At 73.5% G+C, this 21604-nt stretch carries 14 protein-coding genes; 5 read left to right on the forward strand and 9 right to left on the reverse strand.

The window, feature by feature from the left end; all coding sequences use genetic code 11:
* Window positions 1-152 precede the first annotated feature (152 nt).
* Both ABZK10_RS00845 and ABZK10_RS00850 read left to right on the forward strand, forming a co-directional pair.
* Entirely contained in the window at window positions 153-1790 is a 1638-nt protein-coding gene (locus ABZK10_RS00845) for a sensor histidine kinase (RefSeq protein ID WP_353807292.1), read from the forward strand.
* Window positions 1787-2431 carry a response regulator gene (locus ABZK10_RS00850; protein WP_353807293.1) on the forward strand — a complete coding sequence of 215 codons (645 nt, stop codon included), beginning with the start codon at window positions 1787-1789 and terminating at the stop codon, window positions 2429-2431. The genes ABZK10_RS00845 and ABZK10_RS00850 overlap by 4 nt, the downstream gene beginning before the upstream one ends.
* Window positions 2432-2440: 9 nt before the next feature.
* Here the strand turns inward: ABZK10_RS00850 and ABZK10_RS00855 are convergent, their stop codons facing one another.
* A complete protein-coding gene (locus ABZK10_RS00855; protein ID WP_353807294.1) occupies window positions 2441-4339 on the reverse strand; it encodes a heavy metal translocating P-type ATPase in 1899 nt (632 codons plus the stop codon).
* 103 nt (window positions 4340-4442) lie between these two features.
* Window positions 4443-5660 (reverse strand): NADP-dependent isocitrate dehydrogenase, encoded by a 1218-nt coding sequence (locus tag ABZK10_RS00860; protein WP_353807295.1) that lies wholly within the window; start codon window positions 5658-5660, stop codon window positions 4443-4445.
* A gap of 166 nt (window positions 5661-5826) precedes the next feature.
* Between ABZK10_RS00860 and ABZK10_RS00865 the strand changes: the two genes are divergently transcribed.
* Entirely contained in the window at window positions 5827-6279 is a 453-nt protein-coding gene (locus tag ABZK10_RS00865) for a GNAT family N-acetyltransferase (protein WP_353807296.1), read from the forward strand.
* Window positions 6280-6289: 10 nt separating this feature from the next.
* Window positions 6290-6607, forward strand: coding sequence for an MGMT family protein (locus ABZK10_RS00870; protein WP_353807297.1), 318 nt, complete (start codon window positions 6290-6292; stop codon window positions 6605-6607).
* A 22-nt stretch (window positions 6608-6629) separates the two neighbouring features.
* Here ABZK10_RS00870 and ABZK10_RS00875 read toward each other — a convergent pair whose 3' ends face one another.
* Window positions 6630-8582, reverse strand: coding sequence for a sensor histidine kinase (locus tag ABZK10_RS00875; protein ID WP_353807298.1), 1953 nt, complete (start codon window positions 8580-8582; stop codon window positions 6630-6632).
* On the reverse strand, window positions 8582-9256 hold the full coding sequence (locus ABZK10_RS00880; protein WP_353807299.1) for a response regulator: 675 nt from the start codon (window positions 9254-9256) through the stop codon (window positions 8582-8584). The genes ABZK10_RS00875 and ABZK10_RS00880 overlap by 1 nt, the downstream gene beginning before the upstream one ends.
* A 176-nt stretch (window positions 9257-9432) precedes the next feature.
* Here ABZK10_RS00880 and ABZK10_RS00885 point away from each other — a divergent pair, with 176 nt between their 5' ends.
* Entirely contained in the window at window positions 9433-13317 is a 3885-nt protein-coding gene (locus ABZK10_RS00885; protein WP_353807300.1) for a DUF3376 domain-containing protein, read from the forward strand.
* Here the strand turns inward: ABZK10_RS00885 and ABZK10_RS00890 are convergent.
* From ABZK10_RS00890 to purH, 5 genes are all read right to left on the reverse strand, one after another.
* A complete protein-coding gene (locus tag ABZK10_RS00890) occupies window positions 13314-15119 on the reverse strand; it encodes an ABC transporter ATP-binding protein (protein ID WP_353807301.1) in 1806 nt (601 codons plus the stop codon). The genes ABZK10_RS00885 and ABZK10_RS00890 overlap by 4 nt on opposite strands.
* Window positions 15116-17080 carry an ABC transporter ATP-binding protein gene (locus tag ABZK10_RS00895; protein WP_353807302.1) on the reverse strand — a complete coding sequence of 655 codons (1965 nt, stop codon included), beginning with the start codon at window positions 17078-17080 and terminating at the stop codon, window positions 15116-15118. Before ABZK10_RS00895 ends, ABZK10_RS00890 begins: the two co-directional genes overlap by 4 nt.
* 361 nt (window positions 17081-17441) lie before the next feature.
* On the reverse strand, window positions 17442-18701 hold the full coding sequence (gene ddaH / locus ABZK10_RS00900) for a dimethylargininase (protein WP_353807303.1): 1260 nt from the start codon (window positions 18699-18701) through the stop codon (window positions 17442-17444).
* A gap of 64 nt (window positions 18702-18765) precedes the next feature.
* The gene (locus ABZK10_RS00905; protein WP_353807304.1) at window positions 18766-19860 is read right to left on the reverse strand and encodes a Glu/Leu/Phe/Val dehydrogenase family protein; all 1095 of its coding nucleotides are present in this window, start codon (window positions 19858-19860) and stop codon (window positions 18766-18768) included.
* 130 nt (window positions 19861-19990) lie between these two features.
* Window positions 19991-21592, reverse strand: coding sequence for a bifunctional phosphoribosylaminoimidazolecarboxamide formyltransferase/IMP cyclohydrolase (purH, locus tag ABZK10_RS00910; RefSeq protein WP_353807305.1), 1602 nt, complete (start codon window positions 21590-21592; stop codon window positions 19991-19993).
* Between the last annotated feature and the right edge of the window lie 12 nt (window positions 21593-21604).

Consider the following 21604-nt stretch of genomic DNA (forward strand, 5'->3'; position numbering starts at 1 on the left):
ACAGGCTCCCGCTGCGGAATCGGAAGCGGATCCGTCCTGCGAACCGCGCGGGTCCTGCCGCGCGTACCGCGATGACTCCTCCGCGCGGACGGCGCAGACGTCGTCCGCGAGGAGGATGCGCCCCTGCCCGCCGGACCAGTAGCGTGCGTCGCATGGGCCCGCGGATCCTGTCGTACGCCGCCGTCGCGGTGGTCGCGGTGCTGGCCGCGACCGCCGCCGTCGGTGCGCTGTACGGCGGCGAACTGCCACCCCTCGACGTCGTGTTCGTGTCGATCCTGTTCACCTTCTTCGGCCTGGGCGTCCGTGCGGCGGTCATCGCCTGGCGGTCGGCACACCGTGCCGCGGCGCACGCCGCGCGGACGATCGACCGCTCGCCGGAGGACGCCGCGCGGGCCGCCGTCGATGAGGAGCGGGCCCGGATGTCCGCCGACATCGAGGCGGTCGTGCGTCGCGCGGTGCTCGGCATCCGATCGCGCGCGACCGCGCTCGAGGCATCCCCCCGCTCGGCCGACGCACCCGACCTGCTTCGAGCGATCCAGCGCGAGGGCCGGGCCGCCACCGCGGAGCTGCGCCTGCTGCTCGAACTCCTCCGCGCGCCCGGTGGAGACGGCGCGCCGGCGGCGGCCGCAGACGCACCGCGCCCGGAGCGGCGCACCCGCCCGGCGGGCCTCGACTTCGCCCTGGCCACGATCGCCGTCGTGGTCTGCATCTTCGAGGGCGTCGCGGGCCCATCGGTCGCGCCGGACGACCTGCGCCCGTTCGCGGTATCACTCGGGGCGCTCGCCGCCGCAGCGACGCTCGCTTGGCGGATCGACCCCGGTGCGACGCTCCTCGCACAGGCGGTCGCGATCGCGCTCGGGTCGGTGTTCGGGGCTCCGGTGTCGTTCGGCATCTGGACCGTCCTCGCCCTCGGGCTGCCGATGTGGGCGGCAGCGGCGCGGCCCCGTCGCGGCCAACTGGCGGTCGCCGGGCCGATCGCACTCGCCGTCGCAGGCGTCTGGTCGCAGGTCGTCTGGGCACCCGACAACGTCGGCGTCCTGATCGTGATCCTCATCGCCGCGGCGCTCACCGGCCTCGCGAGCCGACTCCTCGATGCGCGTCGACGGCGCAGCGCCCACCGGGCGGCCGAGCACGACGCGCTCCTCGCCCGGGAGGCCGATGCCGCGGTGCGACGGGACCGGATCGCGACCGCCCGCGAGCTGCACGACGCGGTGTCGGGCACGATCGGGGTGATCGTCATGCAGGCGGGTGCGGCGGAACTGCGCTGGGCCGACGACCGACCGGGCGCGCTGCGTGCGATCGACGTGATCGTCACCGCCGCCGAGCAGGCCGTCGACGAGCTCGACGACCTCATGCCGCGCCTCGCCGGTGCCACGATCGGCGGCTCGGCGGACCGAGGTCTCGGCGACCTGCCGGCACTCGTCGAGCGCATGCGTCGCGCGGGCGTCGACGTGACCGCATCGCTGCCGGACCCGCTCCCCGTGCTCCCGGGCGGCATCGCCGAGACGGCCTACCGGATCACCCAGGAGGGTGTCGCGAACGCGGTCCGCCACGCACCGGGCGCACGCATCGCGATCCGGGTCGACCGGACCGGCGACGACCTCGAGGTGACGGTGATCGACGACGGCGCACCCGCGGCGACCCGATCGGGCGGCGGGTACGGACTCACCGGCCTCGCCGAGCGGGTGGCCGAGGTCGGCGGCGAGTTCGCGGCCGGTCCCGCCGTCGACGGCGGGTTCCGGCTCGTCGCGTGCATGCCGCTCGCCGTCACGACGGAGCCCTCCGGATGACCCGGCTCATCCTCGCCGACGACCACGAGCTGCTCCGGAGCGGACTCGTGTCGATCCTCGAGAGCGACGCCGAGCTGGACGTCGTCGCGGTCTGCGACGACGGGCCGGCCGCGGTGCGCGAGGCGGCGCGGCTCCGACCGGATCTCGTGCTGATGGACGTCGAGATGCCGGGCGGGGACGGCATCGCGGCGATCGGACCCGTGCTCGCGGCGTCGCCCGCGACGCGGGTCATGGTGCTGACGATGTTCGACCTCGACGATTACGTGGTCGGTGCGCTGCGCGCCGGCGCATCCGGATTCCTCATCAAGACGACCCCGCCGCGCGAGCTGATCACCGCGGTGAAGGCGTGCGCGGCCGGCGAGTCGACCTTCGGCCCGAGCGTCATGACCCGACTCGTGCGGAGCTACGTGGAGCGCCCCGGGCCCGTGGACGCACCGCCGGGCGCCGCCGAGCTGACCCCGCGCGAGCGGGACGTGCTGCGCGCCATGGCGCGCGGGCTCTCGAACGCGGAGATCGGCGCGGAGCTGTACCTGGCGGAGACGACCGTCAAGACGCACGTCGCACGGGTGCTCCTGAAACTCGGCGTGCGGGATCGGGTCCAGGCCGTCGTGATCGCGCACACGTCCGACCTCGCAGGCTGACGCGCCGGGTCAGCGGGGCGCGTCGCCCCGGGCCGCGCCCGCCCGGACCGGCTGCTCGTCCGCGACGCCCGCGGTGCGCGCATCGCGCCGCCCACCGATCGCGCGGAGCGCGGCGAGGATCGTGATGAGGTCGACCACCTCCTGCAGCAGCGCGCCCACGGTCGCGGGGATCACCCCGAAGGTCGCCACCACCATGAGCGCGACGCTCACCGCGATGCCGATCCAGATGCTCTGCAGCGCGATGCGCACCGTGTCACGGCCGATCTCGACGGCCTTCGCCGTGCGCGAGATGTCGTCGACGAGGATCACGGCGCTCGCCGACTCGCTCGCCGCCGTCGCGCCGCGCGCGCCCATGGCGATGCCGACGTCGGCCGCCGCGAGCACCGGCGCGTCGTTGACGCCGTCGCCGACCATGACCACCGGGCGCTCGGCGATGCCCGCCACATCGGCGACCTTGTCGGCGGGCAGGCACTCGGCGCGCACCCGCTCGATGCCGACCTCGGCGGCGATGTGGTCGGCGGTCGCCTGCGCGTCGCCGGTCAGCATCATCGTGTGCCGCACGCCGAGGGCGGCGAGCCGCTCCAGCGTCGCCCGGGCGTTCCCGCGCACGCGGTCGCGCGCGAGCAGGGCGCCGGCGAACGCGCCGTCCACCGCCACGTAGATCGCGAGCTCTCCCGCGGCGATCGCGGCGCGTCGGGCGCCGGCGGAGTGCTCGGCGACGAACGCGAACTTGCCCACGACCACCTCCCGTCCGTCGATCGAGGCGACGACGCCGTTCGTGGCGGCCTCGCGGGCCGTGACCGCCTCGCGGAGCCGCAGGCCGCGGGCGCGCGCCGCGTCGATCATCGACGCCGCGAGCACGTGCGACGAGTACTGCTCGGCGGATGCCACGAGGCCGAGCAGCTCGTCCGCGTCGAATCCGGCCTCGGGCCGCACCGCGACCAGCTCGGGCGAGCCGTGCGTGAGCGTGCCGGTCTTGTCGAACACCGCCGTGCGGGCCCGGGCCAGCTGCTCGAGCACTCCCCCGCCCTTGACGATCACGCCGTTGCGCGCTGCGCGGCTCATGCCGCCGATGAACGCGACGGGCGCCGCGATCAGCAGTGGGCACGGCGTCGCGAGCACCAGCACCTCGGCGAAGCGCACGGGATCGCCGGAGACCCACCAGGCGACCCCCGCGAGCAGCAGCGAGAACACCGTGAACGGGACCGCGTAGCGATCGGCGAGCCGCACCACCGGCGCCCGGCTCGCGGCCGCCTCGGCGACGAGCGCGACGATCTGCTGGTACTGGCTCTCGTCGGCGCGCGCCGTGGCCACCAGCTCGACGGCCACCGTGCCGTTCACCGAGCCGCTGAGCAGCCCGTCGCCCGCGCGCTTCTCGACGGGCACGCTCTCGCCGGTGATCGACGACTCGTCGACCGAGGCCGCGGGCGAGGCCAGCTCGCCGTCGACCGGCACGAGTTCGCTCGGCCGGACCAGCAGCAGGTCGCCCGGCCGCACCTCGTCGACCGGCACGTCGACGAAGCGGTCGCCGTCCACGCGGTGCGCGTGCTGCGGGGCCCGCGCCAGCAGCGCGTCGAGTTCGCGCTTCGCGCGTCGGCCGGCGTAGTCCTCGAGCGCCTCGCCGCCGGTGAGCATGAGCACCACGATGAGCGCCGCGACGTACTCGCCGACCACGACCGTCGCCACGATCGCGGTGACCGCCAGGAGGTCGAGCCCCCAGTGCCCGCGCAGCAGGTCGCGCACCATGCCGACCGCCTGCCACGCGGCGACGCCGAGCGCGTAGACGCTGAACGTCCAGGCGACGAGCCACCCCTGGCCGGCGAGCGCGAGCACGATGCCCGCGAGTCCGATCGCGAGCGTCAGCGCGACGGCGGGATAGCGACGGACGAGACGGATGCCGCGAGCCATGCCTCCATCCTCGCCGATGCGGCGCCCGGCCGGTCGCAACGCGGCCGGAGACGACGACGGGGCCGGATGCCCCGTGGCATCCGACCCCGTCTCGAGCGTTCGCCTAGGCGGCCAGGCGCGCCTTGAGGTTCGCGTCGATCGAGTTCAGGAACTCCTCGGTGGTCTGGTACGGCTGGTCGCCGCCGACCAGGAGCGCGAGGTCCTTCGTCATGGCACCGGACTCGACCGTCGTGATGACGACGTCCTCGAGGGTGGCGGCGAAGTCGATCAGCTCCTGGTTGCCGTCGAGCTTGCCGCGGTGCGCGAGGCCGCGCGTCCAGGCGTAGATCGAGGCGATCGGGTTGGTCGAGGTGGGCTTGCCCTGCTGGTGCTGGCGGTAGTGGCGCGTGACGGTGCCGTGCGCGGCCTCGGCCTCGACGACCTTGCCGTCCGGCGTGGCCAGGACGCTCGTCATGAGGCCGAGCGAGCCGAAGCCCTGCGCGACGGTGTCGGACTGCACGTCGCCGTCGTAGTTCTTGCAGGCCCAGACGTAGCCGCCCTCCCACTTGAGGCTCGCCGCGACCATGTCGTCGATCAGGCGGTGCTCGTAGGTGAGGCCGGCCGCCTCGAACTTCTCCTTGAACTCGGCGTCGAAGACCTCCTGGAAGAGGTCCTTGAAGCGGCCGTCGTAGGCCTTCAGGATCGTGTTCTTGGTCGAGAGGTAGACCGGGTAGTCGCGCGAGAGGCCGTAGTTCAGCGAGGCGCGGGCGAAGTCCCGGATCGACTCGTCGAGGTTGTACATGCCCATGGCGACGCCGGAGCCCGGCGACTGGAACACCTCGAAGGACTGCGGCTCGGAGCCGTCCTTCGGGGTGAAGGTCATGGTCAGGGTGCCCTCGCCCTCGAACTTGAAGTCGGTGGCGCGGTACTGGTCGCCGAACGCGTGGCGGCCGACGATGATCGGCTTGTTCCAGCCGGGCACGAGCCGCGGGATGTTCGAGATGATGATCGGCTCGCGGAAGATGACGCCGCCGAGGATGTTGCGGATGGTGCCGTTCGGCGAGCGCCACATCTTCTTCAGGCCGAACTCCTCGACGCGCGCCTCGTCGGGCGTGATCGTCGCGCACTTGACGCCGACGCCGTGCTTCTTGATGGCGTTCGCCGCGTCGACCGTGATCTGGTCGTCGGTCTCGTCGCGCTTCTGGATCGAGAGGTCGTAGTACTCGAGGTCGATGTCGAGGTAGGGGTGGATCAGCTGGTCCTTGATGGCCTGCCAGATGATCCGGGTCATCTCGTCGCCGTCGAGTTCGACGACGGTGCCTGCAACCTTGATCTTGCTCAAGTCGGTGGTCTCCTTGAAATCTTCGGGTGGAAGTCGGAACGGGCGGAGAATCGCCGCCGACCAGCTTACCAACCCGGGCGGATATCTCGACATCGAGACAACTCTGGAGGCGCTCCGGACGCTCGCGCCCGCCCCGATCGCGCGCAGAACGGCTACCCTTGCCTTCATGGGTGATCTGCGTCTGGAAGAGTTGTCGGCCTCGAACGTCGCGGCCGCGAACGGCCTGTCGTTGAAGCCCGGCCAGGAGCAGTTCGTCGCGCCGGTCACCTACTCCGCCGAGACGACCGTCGTGAACCCGGCGACCGCCTGGCAGCGCGTGGTGCTCCAGGGCGACCGCGTCGTCGGCTTCATCCACGGCAACTTCGACCCCGACGAGCCCCGCGAGGAGTTCCGCGCGTGCCTCTGGCGCATCAACGTCGACGCCGACGTGCAGGGCAAGGGCGTCGGGCGGTTCGCCGCCGAGGCGCTCGCCCGCGAGGCGAAGGCGCGCGGCTTCGATCACGTGACCGTGATGTGGGAGGCCGGCGAGCAGGGACCCGGGGAGTTCTTCCACCGCATCGGCTTCATCGACGTGGGCGAGTCGGAGTACGGCGACGTGATCGGCCAGCTCGCGCTCTGAGGCGCCGGCCGTGCCCGAGGAGGCCGCCGGCGGGTTCGGCGAGCGCGTGCTGGAGCTCGTCGCCGAGATCCCCGCGGGGCACGTGCTGACCTACGGCGACGTGGCGGCGCTGCTCGGCTCGCGCGGTGCGCGCGCGGTCGGCACCGTGATGGCGCGCTCCGGCCACCTGGTGCCGTGGTGGCGCGTGCTGCGCGCGGGCGGCCACCCGCCGTCGGGGCACGCCGAGCGCGCACTCGCCCACTACCGCGAGGAGCGCACGCCGCTGCTGCCCGCCGCGACGGACGACGGCTACCGGGTCGACCTCGCACGGGCGCGCTGGCGCCCCTGACCCGCGCGCCGGCAGCCCGACGTCAGTCGGCGGTGACGGGCTCGCCGAGCGAGGCGGCGATCGCGTCGTCCGCCACCACGAGCGGCAGGTCGATCCGGATGGTCGTGCCCCCACCCACCGGGCTCTCCAGCCGGAAGGTGCCGCCGATCGCCTCGGCGCGGTCGGCCATGCCGACGATGCCGGTGCCGCGAGGGTCCACGCCGCCCACCCCGTCGTCGCGCACGGTCAGGCGCACGACCTCCACCGGACCGTCGCCCGCCGGGTCCGGTTCCCCGGCGCGTCCGGGCTCCCCCGGGTCACCCTCGGTCGCATCGTCCGCACCCTCCGCGCCGTCCGCACCACCCGGCGGCTCCCGGCGGGCGGCGGCATCCGCCGCGACGATCTCCACGCTCACCCAGCTGTGGGTCGCCTGCGCGTGCTTGGCGAGGTTCGCGAGGCTCTCCGAGAGCACGAAGTAGATCGTCGACTCGACGACCTCGGGGAGGCGGCCGACATGCACGTCGACGTGCGTCGGCACCGGGGAATGCCCCGCGAGCTCGGGCACGGCGAGCGCGAGTCCACCCGCCGAGAGCAGGCTCGGATGGATGCCGTGGGCGAGCTCGCGGAGCTCCCGCAGGGCGGTGCCCGCCTCGGTGATCGCCTGCTCCGCGCGCGCGGCGAGGTCGGGCTCGCCCGCGGCGACGGCCCGGTCGGCGAGCACGCGGAGCTGGAGTCCGAGCGAGACGATGCGCTGCTGCGCGCCGTCGTGCAGGTCGCGCTCGATGCGGCGACGCGTCTCGAGCCCGGCGACCACGAGCCGCTCGCGCGACTCGCGCACCTGCGCGAGCGTGGCCTCCACCTGGGAGCGCAGGCGGCCGTTGTCGACCGAGAGACGCAGCGCGGCCGAGACGCCGTCGAGGAGTCGCGTGTTGTCGGTCAGTGCGAGGTCGTGCCGGATGAGCGCCAGCCGAGCGCCCGAGGGCGACGTGATCGGCAGCAGGCCGGCACCGCCTCCGCCGGCGGCGTCGAGCGGCTCGCCCGCGGCATCCGTGTACCGTCCCGCCCGGTCGTCCCACCAGTACACCCGCACCGAGGGGTCGCGCAGCGTGCGGGCGAGCGACTCCGCCCACAGCGTGCGATCGGCGCTCTCCCGCGTGATGCGCATGAGGTCGGCCACGCGCGCGCGCAGGTTGCGCGCGTGCGCGATGCCCGCGACGAAGCAGACGGGGATCGTGGCGATCGCGATCAGCGAGATGGTCGCGGCGATCTCGTCGAACTCGGTGTCGGTCGCGTAGCTGACCACCTGGATCGCGAGCGTCGTCGCCCAGGCGAGCAGCGCGACGGGCATCAGGAACACGATCGTGCGGGCCGGCACGGAGCCGCGCATCCAGCGCAGCAGCATCCGGACGGCGACCACCACGACGAGCAGGCCGCCGAAGAGCCGGAACCCGGCGTCGATGATCGCGAAGGCGAGCGGCGCCTCGAGGAAGGAGTACGGGTTCGGGGCGCAGTCGCACGGCACCGCGTCCGGCACGGCGAGCAGGAGGACCGCGGCGAAGTTCACCGCCGCGACGGCGAACGCCGAGTACGCGATCGCACGGTCGGTGTTGTCCGCGAACGTGCCCCGCGGGTAGATCAGCACCAGCACGCCCGCCAGCACGCCCCAGAGCAGGTCGACGCCGCGCACCACCGGCCAGAGCCAGCCGAGGGGAGCGATCACGTTGTAGATCGTCTGCGGGATCCACAGCAGGGGGAAGATCGCCATGAGCAGCGCGGCCGAGGGCGCGACCTCGAGCCGCCAGGCGATCGCCGCGCAGACGGCGAAGACGATCGGCACCGTCGCGTGCAGCGTCGCGTAACTGGGGTCGAACCGTTCGTCGGGCGGCGTCGCGATCCAGCCGCCGACCTCCATCGCGAGGCTCGCGACGATGACCCCGACGATCGCGAGCGATCGCCCGGTGATCCGCGAGCGGACCGCTGCGGGAACCGCGGGCATCACCGCGACCCGAGGAGCATCAGCACGGCCAGCACGCGCCGGTGGTGCTCGGGCGACTCCTCGAGGTCGAGCTTCTGCAGGATGCTCCGGACGTGCGTCTCGACGGTCTTGACGCCGAGGAAGAGCTCCTGGGCGATGCCCGCGTTCGAGCGCCCCTCGGCCATCAGCTCGAGCACGGACCGCTCGCGCGGGGTCAGCCGCGCGATCGGGTCATCGGCGCGCGAACGCGACACCAGCTTCGAGACGACCTCGGGGTCGACGACCGAGCCGCCGGACGCGACGGTCTGCACCGCGCGCACGAGCGACTGCGGCTCCGACACGCGGTCCTTCAGGAGGTAGCCCGTGCCGGCGCCGGCCCCCATCACGCGGACCGCGTACTCGGGGGTCGCGTACATCGACAGCAGCAGCACGCCGATCTTGGAGCCGTCGGCGCGGATGCGCTCGAGGGCGCCGACGCCCTCGTCCGAGTAGTCGGGCGGCATGCGGATGTCGAGCACCGCGGCGTCGAGCTCGGAGTCGGCGACGACCGCGAGCAGCTCGTCGGCGGTGCCGACCGATGCGACGATCTCCATGCCCGCGTCCGCGAGCACCTTCTCGATGCCCTCGCGCAGGAGCAGGGCGTCGTCAGCGATCGCCACGCGAAGCGCCGTCGCATCGTCGTGGTGCGGGTCCATGATCACCTCGTACCGCGTTCCGGGTTGTGCGGTTGAATCGAGAATACCTCGGAGTATGTCGTCCGCACGGGAATCACGCGTCACTTCGGCGAAGTGGCACCAGTTCGGGGGGCGCGCGCGCAGCACCCGACGAACGGGATACTTGGGGGCATCCGCCCCGAGGGGAGCACTGGCGCATGGACAAGCCGCAGCAGCACACCGACGCGGACACCCGGCAACTCCCCGGCCCGCCCGGCCCGCCCGGCCCGCCCGGCCCGGTGGTGAAGTCGCTCGCCGACGTCGAGGTCATCCCCGTCGTCGCCCCGGAGACGCTGGCGAAGGCCACCCGCGGCGCGCCGGCCGCCTTCGGTCGAACGCTCCGCGTGTCGCTGGCCATGCGCGGCGGCGTCAGCCTCGCCGTCTGGATCGGCGGCGCGGTGGCCGAGCTCGACCTGTTCCGTCGCATCCGCATCCACGAGGGTGAGAACGGCGAACCCGTCGCCTACCTCCTCGTCCCGCTGGGCGAGGCGCCGAGCGCGGCGATGCTCGACCGCGTCTCCGTCTACGCGACCCTGCTCAGCCGGACCGGGTACGACCGCGTCGAGTTCGACCTGCTGGCCGGGGCCAGCGCGGGCGGGCTCAACGCCGTCGTCTACGCGGTCGCGCAGGGCGCGGGGGCCGGACTCGACGAGCTGCGGGACATGTGGGCCAAGGTCGGCGGCCTCTGGAAGCTGCTCCAGACGCCCGGCCGCGGCGACCTGCTCGCGCTCATGCGCGGCGAGGAGCACTTCCGCGCGTCGGTGCGAGACGGGCTCGATGCGATCCATGGAACGACCCGGTACCACCCCGAGCTCGTCGCCGACAGCATCGACATCGACCTCTCGGCCACCGCCATCGACGCGCGCGACGAGCTCGAGCCGGACAGCAACGAGGGCCGCGCGCACTTCCGGTTCCGTTCGAGCGTCCCGGACGCTCGCACGAACCGGATCCCGCGCCGGCGGAAGCTGCGATCGGAGGACCCCGATCCCACCGAGCGCCAGGTGCAGGACGACCGGGTGAGCCTCGAACGGCTGGCGCTCGCGGCGCGCTCGACCTCGTCATTGCCGGGCGGGTTCGAGCCTGCGCAGGTGGCATCGCTCTCGCCGGGCGGGGCCGAGCCCATGGGCGACCGCAACGACCTGCGGCACGCGTTCAGCGGGCACCGCAACGGCGTGGCGGGCTTCACGCCCCAGGAGGTGCCGTACCGGATCGTCGACGGCGCGGTGTTCGACAACGTGCCGATCGAACGTGCCATGCGCGCCGCTCGCGCACGCGGATCGGACCGCAACGCGGACCGGGTGCTGCTGTTCCTGGACCCCGACCCCGACCCGGGCCCCGAGGACACGCTGGTCTGGGAGCAGGGCGCGTCGCGGTTCTTCCGGGCCATCGGCGCCCAGGTGAGCCGGATGTTCCGCACCGAGCCCGTGGCGCGCGAGACCGCCGATGTCCAGCGCTTCAACGCCGCCCGGCGCGTCGAAGAGGCGCGCCGGCGGGCCGCGGTCGAGCTGGTCCGCACGGCCGACTGGTCCGAGCCGGGCCGGCTCGCGCGACGCGCCACGTACGTGCGCACCCTCGGCGCCGCTCTCGCCGAGGAGCTCGCCGAGGCGATCGCCGGCCCGTCCGTCTGGCAGGTGTCCACCGACCTCGACGACCGGCGGCGATTCCTGCCCATCGCGCGCACGCGACTGATCCCGTTCACCGAGGCGATCGTGAAGCGCTACGGGGAGGACGCCGAGAAGCTCGAACCGCGTGCGAAGCTGCTGCGCTCGGCGCCGGCACTGGCCGACGCGGCGAACTGCGTACTCGAATGGGTCCGCGACCTCGAGTCGATCCCCGAGCGGGAGCCGATCGACACGCGCCCGAAGCGCTTCCGCACGTTCGCCCGCGACCGCGACGTCGCCTACCGGGCGCTCGCCGCGGCGAATGCGGCCATGCACGAGGACACCGCTGCGGTGCTCGACGCCGTCACGGCCTTCGTGCAGCAGGCCGACTCGCGTCAGTTGGCGCAACCGGACTCGACGGCCGCCGCGAGCTGGATCACCGCCTGGTTCGGCCCGCGCACCCCACCGGTGGACCTCACTCCCACCTGGACGGAACTCGATGCCGCGGTGGGGCGGCTCCTTGCTCAGAACGCGCGTCTCATCGACCCGGCCGACGGGATCTCGGACCACGCGGGACGGTACGCGGTCCATTCTCCGTGGACGAAGCTGCGTGCCGCCGACCTGGGCGCCGGCGTCGGGGCGGTCGATCTCGCGGCCCTGATCGGCCCGGCGGGCATCCCGCCCGCACTCTCCAGCATCCGCTACTGGAGCATCGGGGTCGACGAGCGACCCGACGCGCCGGAGGCGTTCACACGGCTGATGGAGGGCCAGCGGCGCGGCGCCCTCCAGGAGTTGCTGCGCGCACCGGTCGGGCGGCCGCTGCCGCGCGACGCGCTCGGCCGCCTGACGCGAACCGGGCAACTCGCCACCCTCACGCCGCAGTCGAAGCTGGCCGGGTATGGGCTCGGCAACTTCCTCGGCTTCCTCAGCGCGCACTGGCGGGTCAACGACTGGCTGTGGGGACGACTGGACGCCGCCGCCGGTGCGATCCGGTTCTTCGACGCCGTCGAGACGACCGACGTGGAGGCCTCCGTCGCGATCGCCCGGGCCCAGGCCGCGATCCTCGCGGACGCGGACGCGGAGTCGGTCGCCGCGGCTCGGGAGGAGCAGGCCGCCTCGGAGCGGGGAGAACGCCCGTCACGGCGAGAGGTCCCGGCCCCGGTGGAGGTGTCCGCGACCGGCGCGGCTGATCCGGAGACGGCGCGGCAGCGTCTCCGCGCCGGGGTCGACACGCTCGGCGACCTGCCGCCCGGATACCTCGTCGGCATCGCGTCCCGGGGGCTGCGAGTGATCGACCGGGCGGCGCTCCGACCCTCGCGGGCGTTCGCACGCTGGCTGATCGGTGCGGTGCTCGCCGTGCTTCGCCCCGTGCTCGCCGTGCTGCCGACCGTGATCGACCCGCCCCGCGCTGCCGCCGTCGCAGGCGTGGCCGCCGGAGCCGGCTGGCTGCTGACGTGGCGCGCACTCGAGACGCCGTCGGTGGCTGCCTGGATCTGGGCGGTCGCGGTCGCGGCACTGCTCATCGCATGGCTCATCGCAGCCGGCGCCGGCGCGGACCGGCGGTGGCGGCGCGTCCGCGACGAGGCGGATGCCTTTCCGACGGAACAGGTCGCCCGCGCCGAGCGGATCCCCGACGACGAGGGGTCCGCCGGCACGACGCCCCCAGCCCGAGCCGAGCGCATCGCGCAGGCGACGCGGCTCGCCGCCGCCGAGCGGGCCGGCGCGGTCGAGCTGATCGAGCGCGAGGAGCACGCATCGCGGAGCGCATCGAACTGGCCGATGGTCCTCGCGGTCCTCGCGATCGCCGTGACCGCGGGCGCGATCCTCACCGGCAACGTGCTCATGGCCGTGCTGTCCATCGGCACCACGGCCGTGCTCGTCGCGGCAGCCTCGCGGTCGTTCACCGCCGTGGTGCAGCCGAAGGCCCGGCGAACGAGGGTACGCGCCGGGCTCGGCGCGGCGACGCTCGTGCTGCTGGCCGGAGTGGTGCCGATCGCCCTCCAACTCTCGGGCGCCACCGACGCCGGCGAGGCCCTCGCGCTGCTCGTGCCCGGACCCGCCGCGCCGTGGTGGATGCCGGTCATGGTGCTCGGTGTCGCGGCATCCGTCGTCTCGGTGCTGCTCTTCGCGGGCTGGTTGCCGCCGTTCTGGCGCGGCGACCGCCCGCGCCCCGTGGACCTGCTCGTCAGCACCGTGGGCTCGATCTCGATCGGCGTGCAGGCGTGGTTCGCCGTCGCGGCGATCGCCTGGATCGCCACCGGGGACCCGGCGGCCGCCCCGACCTGGCAGGCGCTCGCCTTCCTGGTGGCGTGGGGCAACGTCGCCTGGTGGGTGCCGGAGCTGGTCGAGGACGGGTTCGTCCCCGACGACACGCCGCGCCGGCCGGAGCCCTCGCCCCGGCCGTCCACGACGACCGGGGCGAGCACCGGCGCACCCGCCTAGACCAGGCTGTCCCGCCAGGCCGCGTGCAGCCGGGCGAACCGGCCGTCGCCGCCGATGAGCTCGGCCGGCGACCCGTCCTCGACCACGCGGCCCCACTCCATCACGAGCACGCGGTCGGCGATCGCGACCGTGGAGAGCCGGTGCGCGATGATCACCGCGGTCCGGTCGGCCAGCAGGGTCGTCAGGCCCTCCTGCACGAGGCGCTCGCTCGGGATGTCGAGCGAGCTGGTCGCCTCGTCGAGGATCAGCACCGCGGGGTCGGCGAGGAACGCGCGCGCGAACGAGATGAGCTGCCGCTGACCGGCGCTCACCCGGCCGCCGCGCTTGTTCACGTCGGTGTCGTACCCGTTCGGCAGTCCCTCGATGAACTCGTGCGCGCCCACGGCCCTCGCCGCGGCCACGATCTCGTCGAGGCTCGCCCCCGGCTTGCCGAGCGCGATGTTGTCGGCCACGGAGCCGGAGAACAGGTACGCCTCCTGCGTGACCATCACGATCGCGCGGCGGAGGTCCTTCGGGTGCAGGTCCCGGAGGTCGACGCCGTCGAGCCGCACGGCGCCGTCGCTCGGGTCGTAGAACCGCGAGATCAGCTTCGCGAGCGTCGACTTCCCGGCGCCCGTGGAGCCCACGAGCGCGATGGTCTGCCCGGCGGGGATCTCGAGGTCGAACCTCGGCAGCACCACCCGGTCGTCGGTGTAGGCGAACTCGACGCCGTCGAACGACACCTCGCCGCGCGCGGTCCACAGGTCGACCGGGCGCACCGGGTCGGGCACGCTCGGCTCCTCCTCGAGCACGCCCGAGATCTTCTCGAGCGCGGATGCCGCGGACTGGTACGAGTTGTAGAACATCGCCATGTCCTCCATCGGGTCGAAGAACCGACGGGTGTACAGCACCGCGGCGAGCAGGAACCCGATCTCGAGCGAGCCGTCGACGACGCGGAAGCCGCCCCAGAGCAGCACCATCGCGACGGTCACGTTGCCGATGAGCACCAGGCCCGGGTCGTACACGCCGAAGATCTGGATGACCTTGGCGTTCACGTCGCGGTAGTCCTCGACGAGGTCGCCGAACTCCTTCTCGTTGCGCCGCTCCTTGCGGAACGCCTTGACCGCGCGGATGCCCGTCATGGTCTCGACGAAGTGCACGATGAGCTTCGCGGATGCCTCGCGCGAACGCCGGAACAGCACCTGCGAGCGCTGCTGGAACCAGCGGGTCAGCACGAACAGCGGCACGAGCGCCGCGGCCAGCACGAGGCCCGACTGCCAGTCGAGCGCCACCAGCGCGATCGCCGTGAACGACATGTACAGCACGCCCTGCACGAGCTGGTTGATGCCCGAGTCGAGCAGCTCGCGGATCGCGTCGAGGTCGCTGGTCTGGCGCGAGATGATGCGACCCGACGTGTACGACTCGTGGAACTCGAGGCTGAGCTTCTGCGTGTGCAGGAAGACGCGCTTGCGCAGGTCGATCAGGATCGCCTGGCTGATGCGCGCCGACTGGCGGATGTAGACGGCGACGAGCAGCGCGGCGACGACCGCGGTCGCGAGGTACGCCGCACCCGCCCACGCCAGCGGCAGCCAGTCCTGGTCGAGCAGCGCGGGCAGGCCCTCGGCCACGCCGTAGCCGATCAGCGCCGGACCGGCGACCTGCGCGCCCGTCGAGACGGTGACGACCAGCGCCGTCAGCGCGACCTGCCAGCGCAGCGGCCGCAGGAGCGAGCCGAGCAGGCGCAGCGAACGCCGGCGGATCTGCCTGGACTCCTCCTTCGTGAAGTCGTGGCGCTCCTCGCCCTGTACGCCGACGACGCTCATCGGGTCACCTCCTGGTGGTCGCTGCTGCCCTCGGACTGCGCAGTGCTGCGGTCGGCCCCGTCGCGCTCGCGCGGATCGGGACCGATGATCGGGATGGCGGCCGTGTCGAGCTCCTCGGCCTTCCGCTCGCGCTCCTCGTCCTCCAGGCTCGAGATCACGAACCGGTAGTGGTCGCTCGACGCGAGCAGGTCGGAGTGCCGGCCGACCGCGGTGATGCGCCCCTCCTCGAGCAGCGCGACGCGGTCGGCGAGCATCACGGTCGATGGCCGGTGCGCCACGACGAGCGCGGTGGTCGTCCGGAGGATCTCGCGGAGCGCCTCCTCGACCAGCGCCTCCGTCTCGACGTCGAGCGCCGAGAGCGGGTCGTCGAGCACGAGCACGGCGGGGTCGGCCGCGACGGCGCGCGCGAGGGCGAGCCGCTGGCGCTGTCCGCCGGAGAGGCTGAGCCCCTCCTCGCCGACCAGGGTGTCGACGCCGTCGGGCAGGTCGTGCACGAAGCCGGCCTGCGCGATCTGGAGCGCCTCCGCGAGCACCGCGTCGGCGCGCTCGCGCACCGCGGGGTCGTCCCCCGCGAGCTCGGGGCGCCCGAGCAGCACGTTGTCGCGCACCGACGCGGAGAACAGCGTCGCGTCCTCGAACGCCATCGCCACGTGCGTGCGCAGCTCCTCGCGCGCCAGCGCCCGCACGTCGACCCCGTCGAGGGTCACGGCGCCGCCGGTCACGTCGTAGAGGCGGGTCGTGAGCGAGGTGAGCGTCGACTTGCCGCTGCCGGTGAGGCCGACGAGCGCCATGGTCTCGCCCGGCTCCAGCGTGAGGTCGACGCCGTCGATCAGGTCGCGCGTGCCCTCGGGGGCATCCGCGTACCGGAAGTGCACGCCCTCGAACGCGAGCTCGCCGCGCGGCGCGTCCACGACCTGCGGCGCCTCGGGATCGGTGATGGCGTTGGCCTCGTCGATGACCTCGAAGAAGCGGTCGGTCGCGGTGCGGGTGTCGAGCGCGAACGCGAGCAGGAAGCCGATCGACTCGATGGGCCAGGCGAGCACGGTCGCGGTGGCGAAGAACGCGACGACCTGGCCGACGGTCATCACGTCGACGGAGGCGAGCCAGACGCCGAGCACGAGGCACACCGCGAGCGCGACGTTGGGGATGAGCAGCAGCCAGAGCCAGATGCCCGACTCCAGCTTCGCCTTCTCCATCTCGGTGCCGCGGAGCTCCTCGGCCTGCGCCGTGAAGGTGCCGAGCGCGTGCTTCCCGCGACCGAACGCCTTGAGCACGCGGATGCCGTGCACCGACTCCTCGACGGCGGTCGCGAGGTCTCCGGCCTGGTCCTGGCTGCGGCGCGCGACCTCGGAGTAGCGGCCCTCGAACCGGAACCCGATGATCCACAGCGGCAGCGACAGCACCATGAAGACGAGCCCGAGCAGCCAGTTCATCCAGATGAGGATGCCCAGCCCGACCAGGATGGTGACGAGGTTGACGACCAGCAGCACGAGGCCGAACGAGAGCCAGCGGCGGATGCGACCGAGGTCGGACACGGCGCGCGAGAGCAGCTGCCCGCTCGGCCAGCGGTCGTGGAAGCTCACCGGGAGGTCCTGCAGCTGCGCGTAGAGCGAGTTGCGCATGTCGGCCTCGACCCGTGTGCCGGGCGTGAGCACGAACCAGCGCCGGAGCGCGATCATGATCGCCTCGGTGACGCCGAGCGCGAGCACGACGAGCACGGCGGGGACGATCTGGTCGGGGTCGCCCTCGGAGAGGGGGCCGTCGACGAGCACCTGGAGCACCTGCGGGATCGCGAGCGCGACGAGGCTCGCGATCATCGCGGCCGCCGTGCCGAGCACGAGGAACGGCACCGCGGGGCGCGCGTAGGGGTACAGGCGCAGCAGGGTGCGCGGCGTGCTCAGCCGCGCTGCGGGCGGCGTGGGCGGGTTCTGGGGGTGGTCGTGGACCGTGCTGGCGGGCATGCCGGGAATCCTTCTGGGCGGTCGGGAGCGCGCGACGGCGTTCCCTGATCGAGCGAGGGTGCGTGGTGGGCGGCGCGGACGCTCGGGTCCTGCGCCGCGGCGGCGCGTGCCGCCGGGAAGGGGCCGCGCGGGGCGACCCGGGGCGCGGTGCTAGGCCGCGCGGTGCCGGGGTCGGGCGAGGACGACGACCCCGCCGACCGTACCGGTGCCGGCCGTCATGCCATCTGTCGTCTTCATCGCTTCCTCCCGGGCGCTTGTGGTGGATGTCCCTGTGCACGCGCGCGTCTGGTGGACGGCGGCGAGCAGCCTTACAGGATATGCCCGCCGCGCTCGCGGGTGCAAGCGTTCGGTACGGACCGGTTCAGCGTACCCGCACCGAGAGGCAGGTCACGCATCCCTCGAGCTTCTCGAACTCGCTGATGTCGACCGTGACCACCCGGTAGCCGAGCCCGGAGACCATCGCCGCGGTCTCCGGGGCGGATGCCGCCATGAGCACCGTGTCGTCCGCCAGTTCCACCACCGCCACGCCCGTGGGCTCGGGCACCTCGAGGAAGCGCGGGAACAGTTCGCGGTGCTCGATCAGGTCGGGGTGGCCGAGCACGGTGCCGTCGGGCAACGCGGTGACCGCGCTCTTCAGGTGCAACGTGCGGGTGACGGGCACGGCGACGACCGCGTGGCCGCGGGGCGCGAGCAGGCCCCGGAGCTGGCGGATGCCCTCGGCGTTCGTGCGGCTCGAGCTGCCGACGTAGACCGTGCGGCCCACCTTCAGCACGTCGCCGCCGTCGAGCGTGCCCGGCTCCTCGATGCGGGCCACCTGCATGCCGCGCAGGCCCGACACCACGCGCTCGACGCCCGCCGTCTCCCCGCGGCGGGACTCGGCACCCGGCCGGGTGATCACCGCGAGGTCGTCGAACAGCACGACGGCGTCCTCGACGAACACCGAGTCCGCGAGTTCGGGGGCGCTGTCGACCTCGACCGTGCTCCAGCCCTCCGCGGCGAGCGCCGCGCAGTAGTTGTCCCACTGCTCGTCGGCGAGCGCGGGGTCCACCGGCAGGCGCTCGAGGTGCGTGAGCTCCGCCTCGTCGAGGTTGCTCGCCGGGATGCGCACGAGCGCCAGGCGGCGGTCGGCGGCGCGACGGCTCGGCCCGTGCACCAGCACCGCGCGCACGACCCGCGGCGCGAGGAACACCTCGGCACACACGGTCGCGACGATGAAGACCAGGTTGATGCCGACCAGCGAGCCCAGCACGAACGCGAACATGCGCAGGTCGGGGCGCGCACCGCCGGCCAGCACCGTGATCGTCGTGCCGAGCAGCGCCGCGAGGCCCGCCGACGTGAGCCCCGCCGCGGCGGCGAGGAACCAGGCGCGCGTCGCCCCGGCGGCGTTCGCCGCCGAGAGCAGCAGGAACGTGAGCACCGCGAGCAGCACGAAGTGCCCGCCGACCTGGGTGAAGACGGTCGGCGCCTGGCCGCCCGCGACGAAGACCCCGAGCAGCGCCGCACCGAGCGCGACGGCGGCGACCGCCCCGGCCGACGCGAACGCGGCCGCCACGCGGCGGCGGTGCGCACGGGTGCCAGGCGAGTGCGATCGGGCGGGAGCGGATGCGTCGGGGGAGGTCACGGCACGAGCCTAGCGGCCGCCCGGACCACCACCGTCGGGCGTCCCGCCGGGCGGCACCGACGGCTCAGCGCGCACGGTCGAGCCGGTCGCGCGCGAGGCGCTCGGCGGCGGCGAGCGTGGTCGTGCCGGAGGCGGCGGCCTCACGGTACACGGCACGCACGGTGTCGCCGATGGTCGCGACGCGCGCCTCGATGGCCGCCCGGTCGGCACCGGGCTCGGACGCCAGGTCGAGGTAGATCACGCCGCCCGCGTTCACCACGAAGTCGGGCGCCCACAGGATGCCCCGCTCGGCGAGGAGGCTCGCCGACTCGCGGCGCGCGAGCTGGTTGTTGGCGGCACCGATGACGGCGCGCACGCGCAGCTCGGAGACGACCTCCGCGGTGAGCACCCCGCCGAGTCCGCACGGCACGAACACGTCGGCCTCGACGCGGTGCGCGTCCTCGGGGGCGACCCACTCCGCATCGAGCTCGTCGGCGAGTGCGCGACGCTCCGGCACGACGTCGGTGACGTTGAGCCGTGCGCCCTCGGCGGCGAGGGCACGTGCCAGCCGCCCGCCGACCTGCCCGAGGCCGGCGACGACGAAGTGGCGGCCCGCGAGGTCGGGCGTGTCGAAGAGCTCGGCGACGGTCGCGCGGATGCTCGCGAAGACGCCGGCCGCCGTGGCATCCGCCGGCTCGCCCACGCCGCCCTGCTCGGGCGGGAGCCCACAGACGTGGTCGGTGCGCTCGGCGACGACCGCCATGAGCTCGGCGCTGGTGCCGACGTCCTCCGCGGTCATGTACGCGCCGCCCAGGCTCTCGACGGCATCGCCGAGGTCGCGCATCGCCGCCGCGCGCTCGTCGGCGGTGAGCGTCACGCCGCGCGGGATGCGGATGACCGACTTGCCGCCGCCGCGCGCGAGCCCGGCGGCCGCGTTCTTCAGCGTCATCGCGCGCGAGAGGCGGAGGGCATCGGCCAGCGCGTCGGTCCAGTGGTCGTACTGCCAGAGGCGCGCACCGCCGAGGGCCTGGCCGAGCCGGGTCGAGTGCACGGCCACGATGATCGTGAGGCCCGAGCGGGGTCCGGTGGTGATGAGGATGCGCTCGTGGTCGGGCGCCTCCTCGGCGAGGATGTGGGCCGTTGCGGCGGCCGGCGACGTTGCGGGGTGCGCGAGGGTCATGGGATTCGCTCCTGGTCGGCCGCCTGGTGAGCGGCACTGCTGTGGTGGACGGCGCCTCGTGAGCGCCGGATCCCCCTCAGGATACGCCGCGGAGCGGCCCGGCCGACGCCGCCCGGCCCGCTCCGGCCGATCAGTGGAAGAAGTGCCGCTCGCCCGTCAGGTACATGGTCACGCCGGCGGCCTTCGCCGCCTGGACGACCTCCTCGTCGCGCACCGATCCGCCCGGCTGCACGACCGCGCGCACGCCCGCGTCGAACAGGATCTGCGGCCCGTCGGCGAACGGGAAGAAGGCGTCGGATGCCGCGACCGAACCGCTCGCGCGTTCCCCCGCACGCTCGACCGCGAGCCGGCAGGAGTCGACCCGATTGACCTGGCCCATCCCCACGCCGACCGACGCCCCGCCCGAGGCGAGCAGGATGGCGTTCGACTTGACCGCCCGGCACGCGCGCCAGGCGAACTCGAGCTCCGCGGCGAGCGCCTCGTCGGCGGGCTCGCCGGCGGCGAGCGTCCATGACGAGAACGGCGCGAACTCACGATCGGCCTGCTGCAGCAGGAGGCCGCCCGAGACCTGCTTCTGCTCCAGCACCGTGGGCGTGAAGCCCTCGGGCAGGGTCAGCAGCCGGATGTTCTTCTTCTTCGTGAGCACTTCGACGGCCTCGCCCTCGAAGGCCGGCGCGATGAGCACCTCGGTGAAGATGCCGCTGACCGTCTCGGCCATCGCGCGCGTGACCGTGCGGTTCGCGGCGATGACGCCCCCGAACGCCGACACGGGGTCGCACGCGTGCGCGCGCTCGTGGGCGCTCGCGATGGGGTCGGACGCCCCGGGCGCGCCGACCGCGATGCCGCACGGGTTCGCGTGCTTGATGATCGCCACGGCGGGCTCGTCGAAGTCGTACGCGGCGCGCACCGCGGCATCCGCGTCGACGTAGTTGTTGTACGACATCTCCTTGCCGTGCAGCTGCACCGACTGCGCGATGCCCCGCCCCTCGGGCGTGGCGTAGAGCGCCGCCGCCTGGTGCGAGTTCTCGCCGTATCGCAGCGACTGCGCGCGGTCCCACGTGCCGCCGACCCAGCCGGGGAATCCGGTGCCCTGGTCGTCGGGCGCGACCACGCTGCCGAGCCAGGAGGCGACGGCGACGTCGTAGCCGGCGGTGTGGCGGAACGCCTCGACCGCGAGGCGCTGCCGCTGCGCGAGCGTCGTGCCGCCGGCGGCCACGGCCTCCGCGACCTCCGCGTAGCGATCGGGCGAGACGACGATGGCCACGTTGGCGTGGTTCTTCGCCGACGCGCGCACCATCGCCGGGCCGCCGATGTCGATCTGCTCCACCACGTCGCTCGCCGGTGCGCCCGAGGCGACGGTCTGGCGGAACGGGTACAGGTTCACCACGACGAGGTCGAACGCGGCGATGCCGAGCTCGGCGAGCTGGCGCTCGTGGTGCTCGAGTCGCAGGTCGGCGAGCAGACCCGCGTGCACGGCCGGGTGGAGCGTCTTCACGCGGCCGTCGAGGGCCTCGGCGAACCCGGTCACGCTCGCGACGTCGATCACCTCGTGCCCGGCGTCGCGGATCGTGGCGGCCGTCGACCCGGTGGAGACGATCTCGACGCCCGCGGCGGCGAGGGCTCCGGCGAGCTCGAGCAGGCCGCTCTTGTCGCTCACCGAGACGAGCGCCCGGCGCACGGGCACGAGGTCGCGCTCGCGGTAGAGGGATGGGTCGTGGCTGGGTCCGCTCATGCGTGCAGGTCC

The organism is Agromyces sp. SYSU T00194 (assembly GCF_040496035.1).
Lineage (GTDB): Bacteria > Actinomycetota > Actinomycetes > Actinomycetales > Microbacteriaceae > Agromyces > Agromyces chitinivorans.

What these genes read in the sequence shown, in the direction of transcription:
- ABZK10_RS00845 (WP_353807292.1), top strand. Translation starts at nt 153, where the DNA reads ATGGGCCCGCGGATCCTGTCGTACGCCGCCGTCGCGGTGGTCGCGGTG.
- ABZK10_RS00850 (WP_353807293.1), top strand. Translation starts at nt 1,787, where the DNA reads ATGACCCGGCTCATCCTCGCCGACGACCACGAGCTGCTCCGGAGCGGA.
- ABZK10_RS00855 (WP_353807294.1), bottom strand. Translation starts at nt 4,339, where the DNA reads ATGGCTCGCGGCATCCGTCTCGTCCGTCGCTATCCCGCCGTCGCGCTG.
- ABZK10_RS00865 (WP_353807296.1), top strand. Translation starts at nt 5,827, where the DNA reads ATGGGTGATCTGCGTCTGGAAGAGTTGTCGGCCTCGAACGTCGCGGCC.
- ABZK10_RS00875 (WP_353807298.1), bottom strand. Translation starts at nt 8,582, where the DNA reads ATGCCCGCGGTTCCCGCAGCGGTCCGCTCGCGGATCACCGGGCGATCG.
- ABZK10_RS00880 (WP_353807299.1), bottom strand. Translation starts at nt 9,256, where the DNA reads ATGGACCCGCACCACGACGATGCGACGGCGCTTCGCGTGGCGATCGCT.
- ABZK10_RS00885 (WP_353807300.1), top strand. Translation starts at nt 9,433, where the DNA reads ATGGACAAGCCGCAGCAGCACACCGACGCGGACACCCGGCAACTCCCC.
- ABZK10_RS00890 (WP_353807301.1), bottom strand. Translation starts at nt 15,119, where the DNA reads ATGAGCGTCGTCGGCGTACAGGGCGAGGAGCGCCACGACTTCACGAAG.
- ABZK10_RS00895 (WP_353807302.1), bottom strand. Translation starts at nt 17,080, where the DNA reads ATGCCCGCCAGCACGGTCCACGACCACCCCCAGAACCCGCCCACGCCG.
- ABZK10_RS00905 (WP_353807304.1), bottom strand. Translation starts at nt 19,860, where the DNA reads ATGACCCTCGCGCACCCCGCAACGTCGCCGGCCGCCGCAACGGCCCAC.
- purH (WP_353807305.1), bottom strand. Translation starts at nt 21,592, where the DNA reads ATGAGCGGACCCAGCCACGACCCATCCCTCTACCGCGAGCGCGACCTC.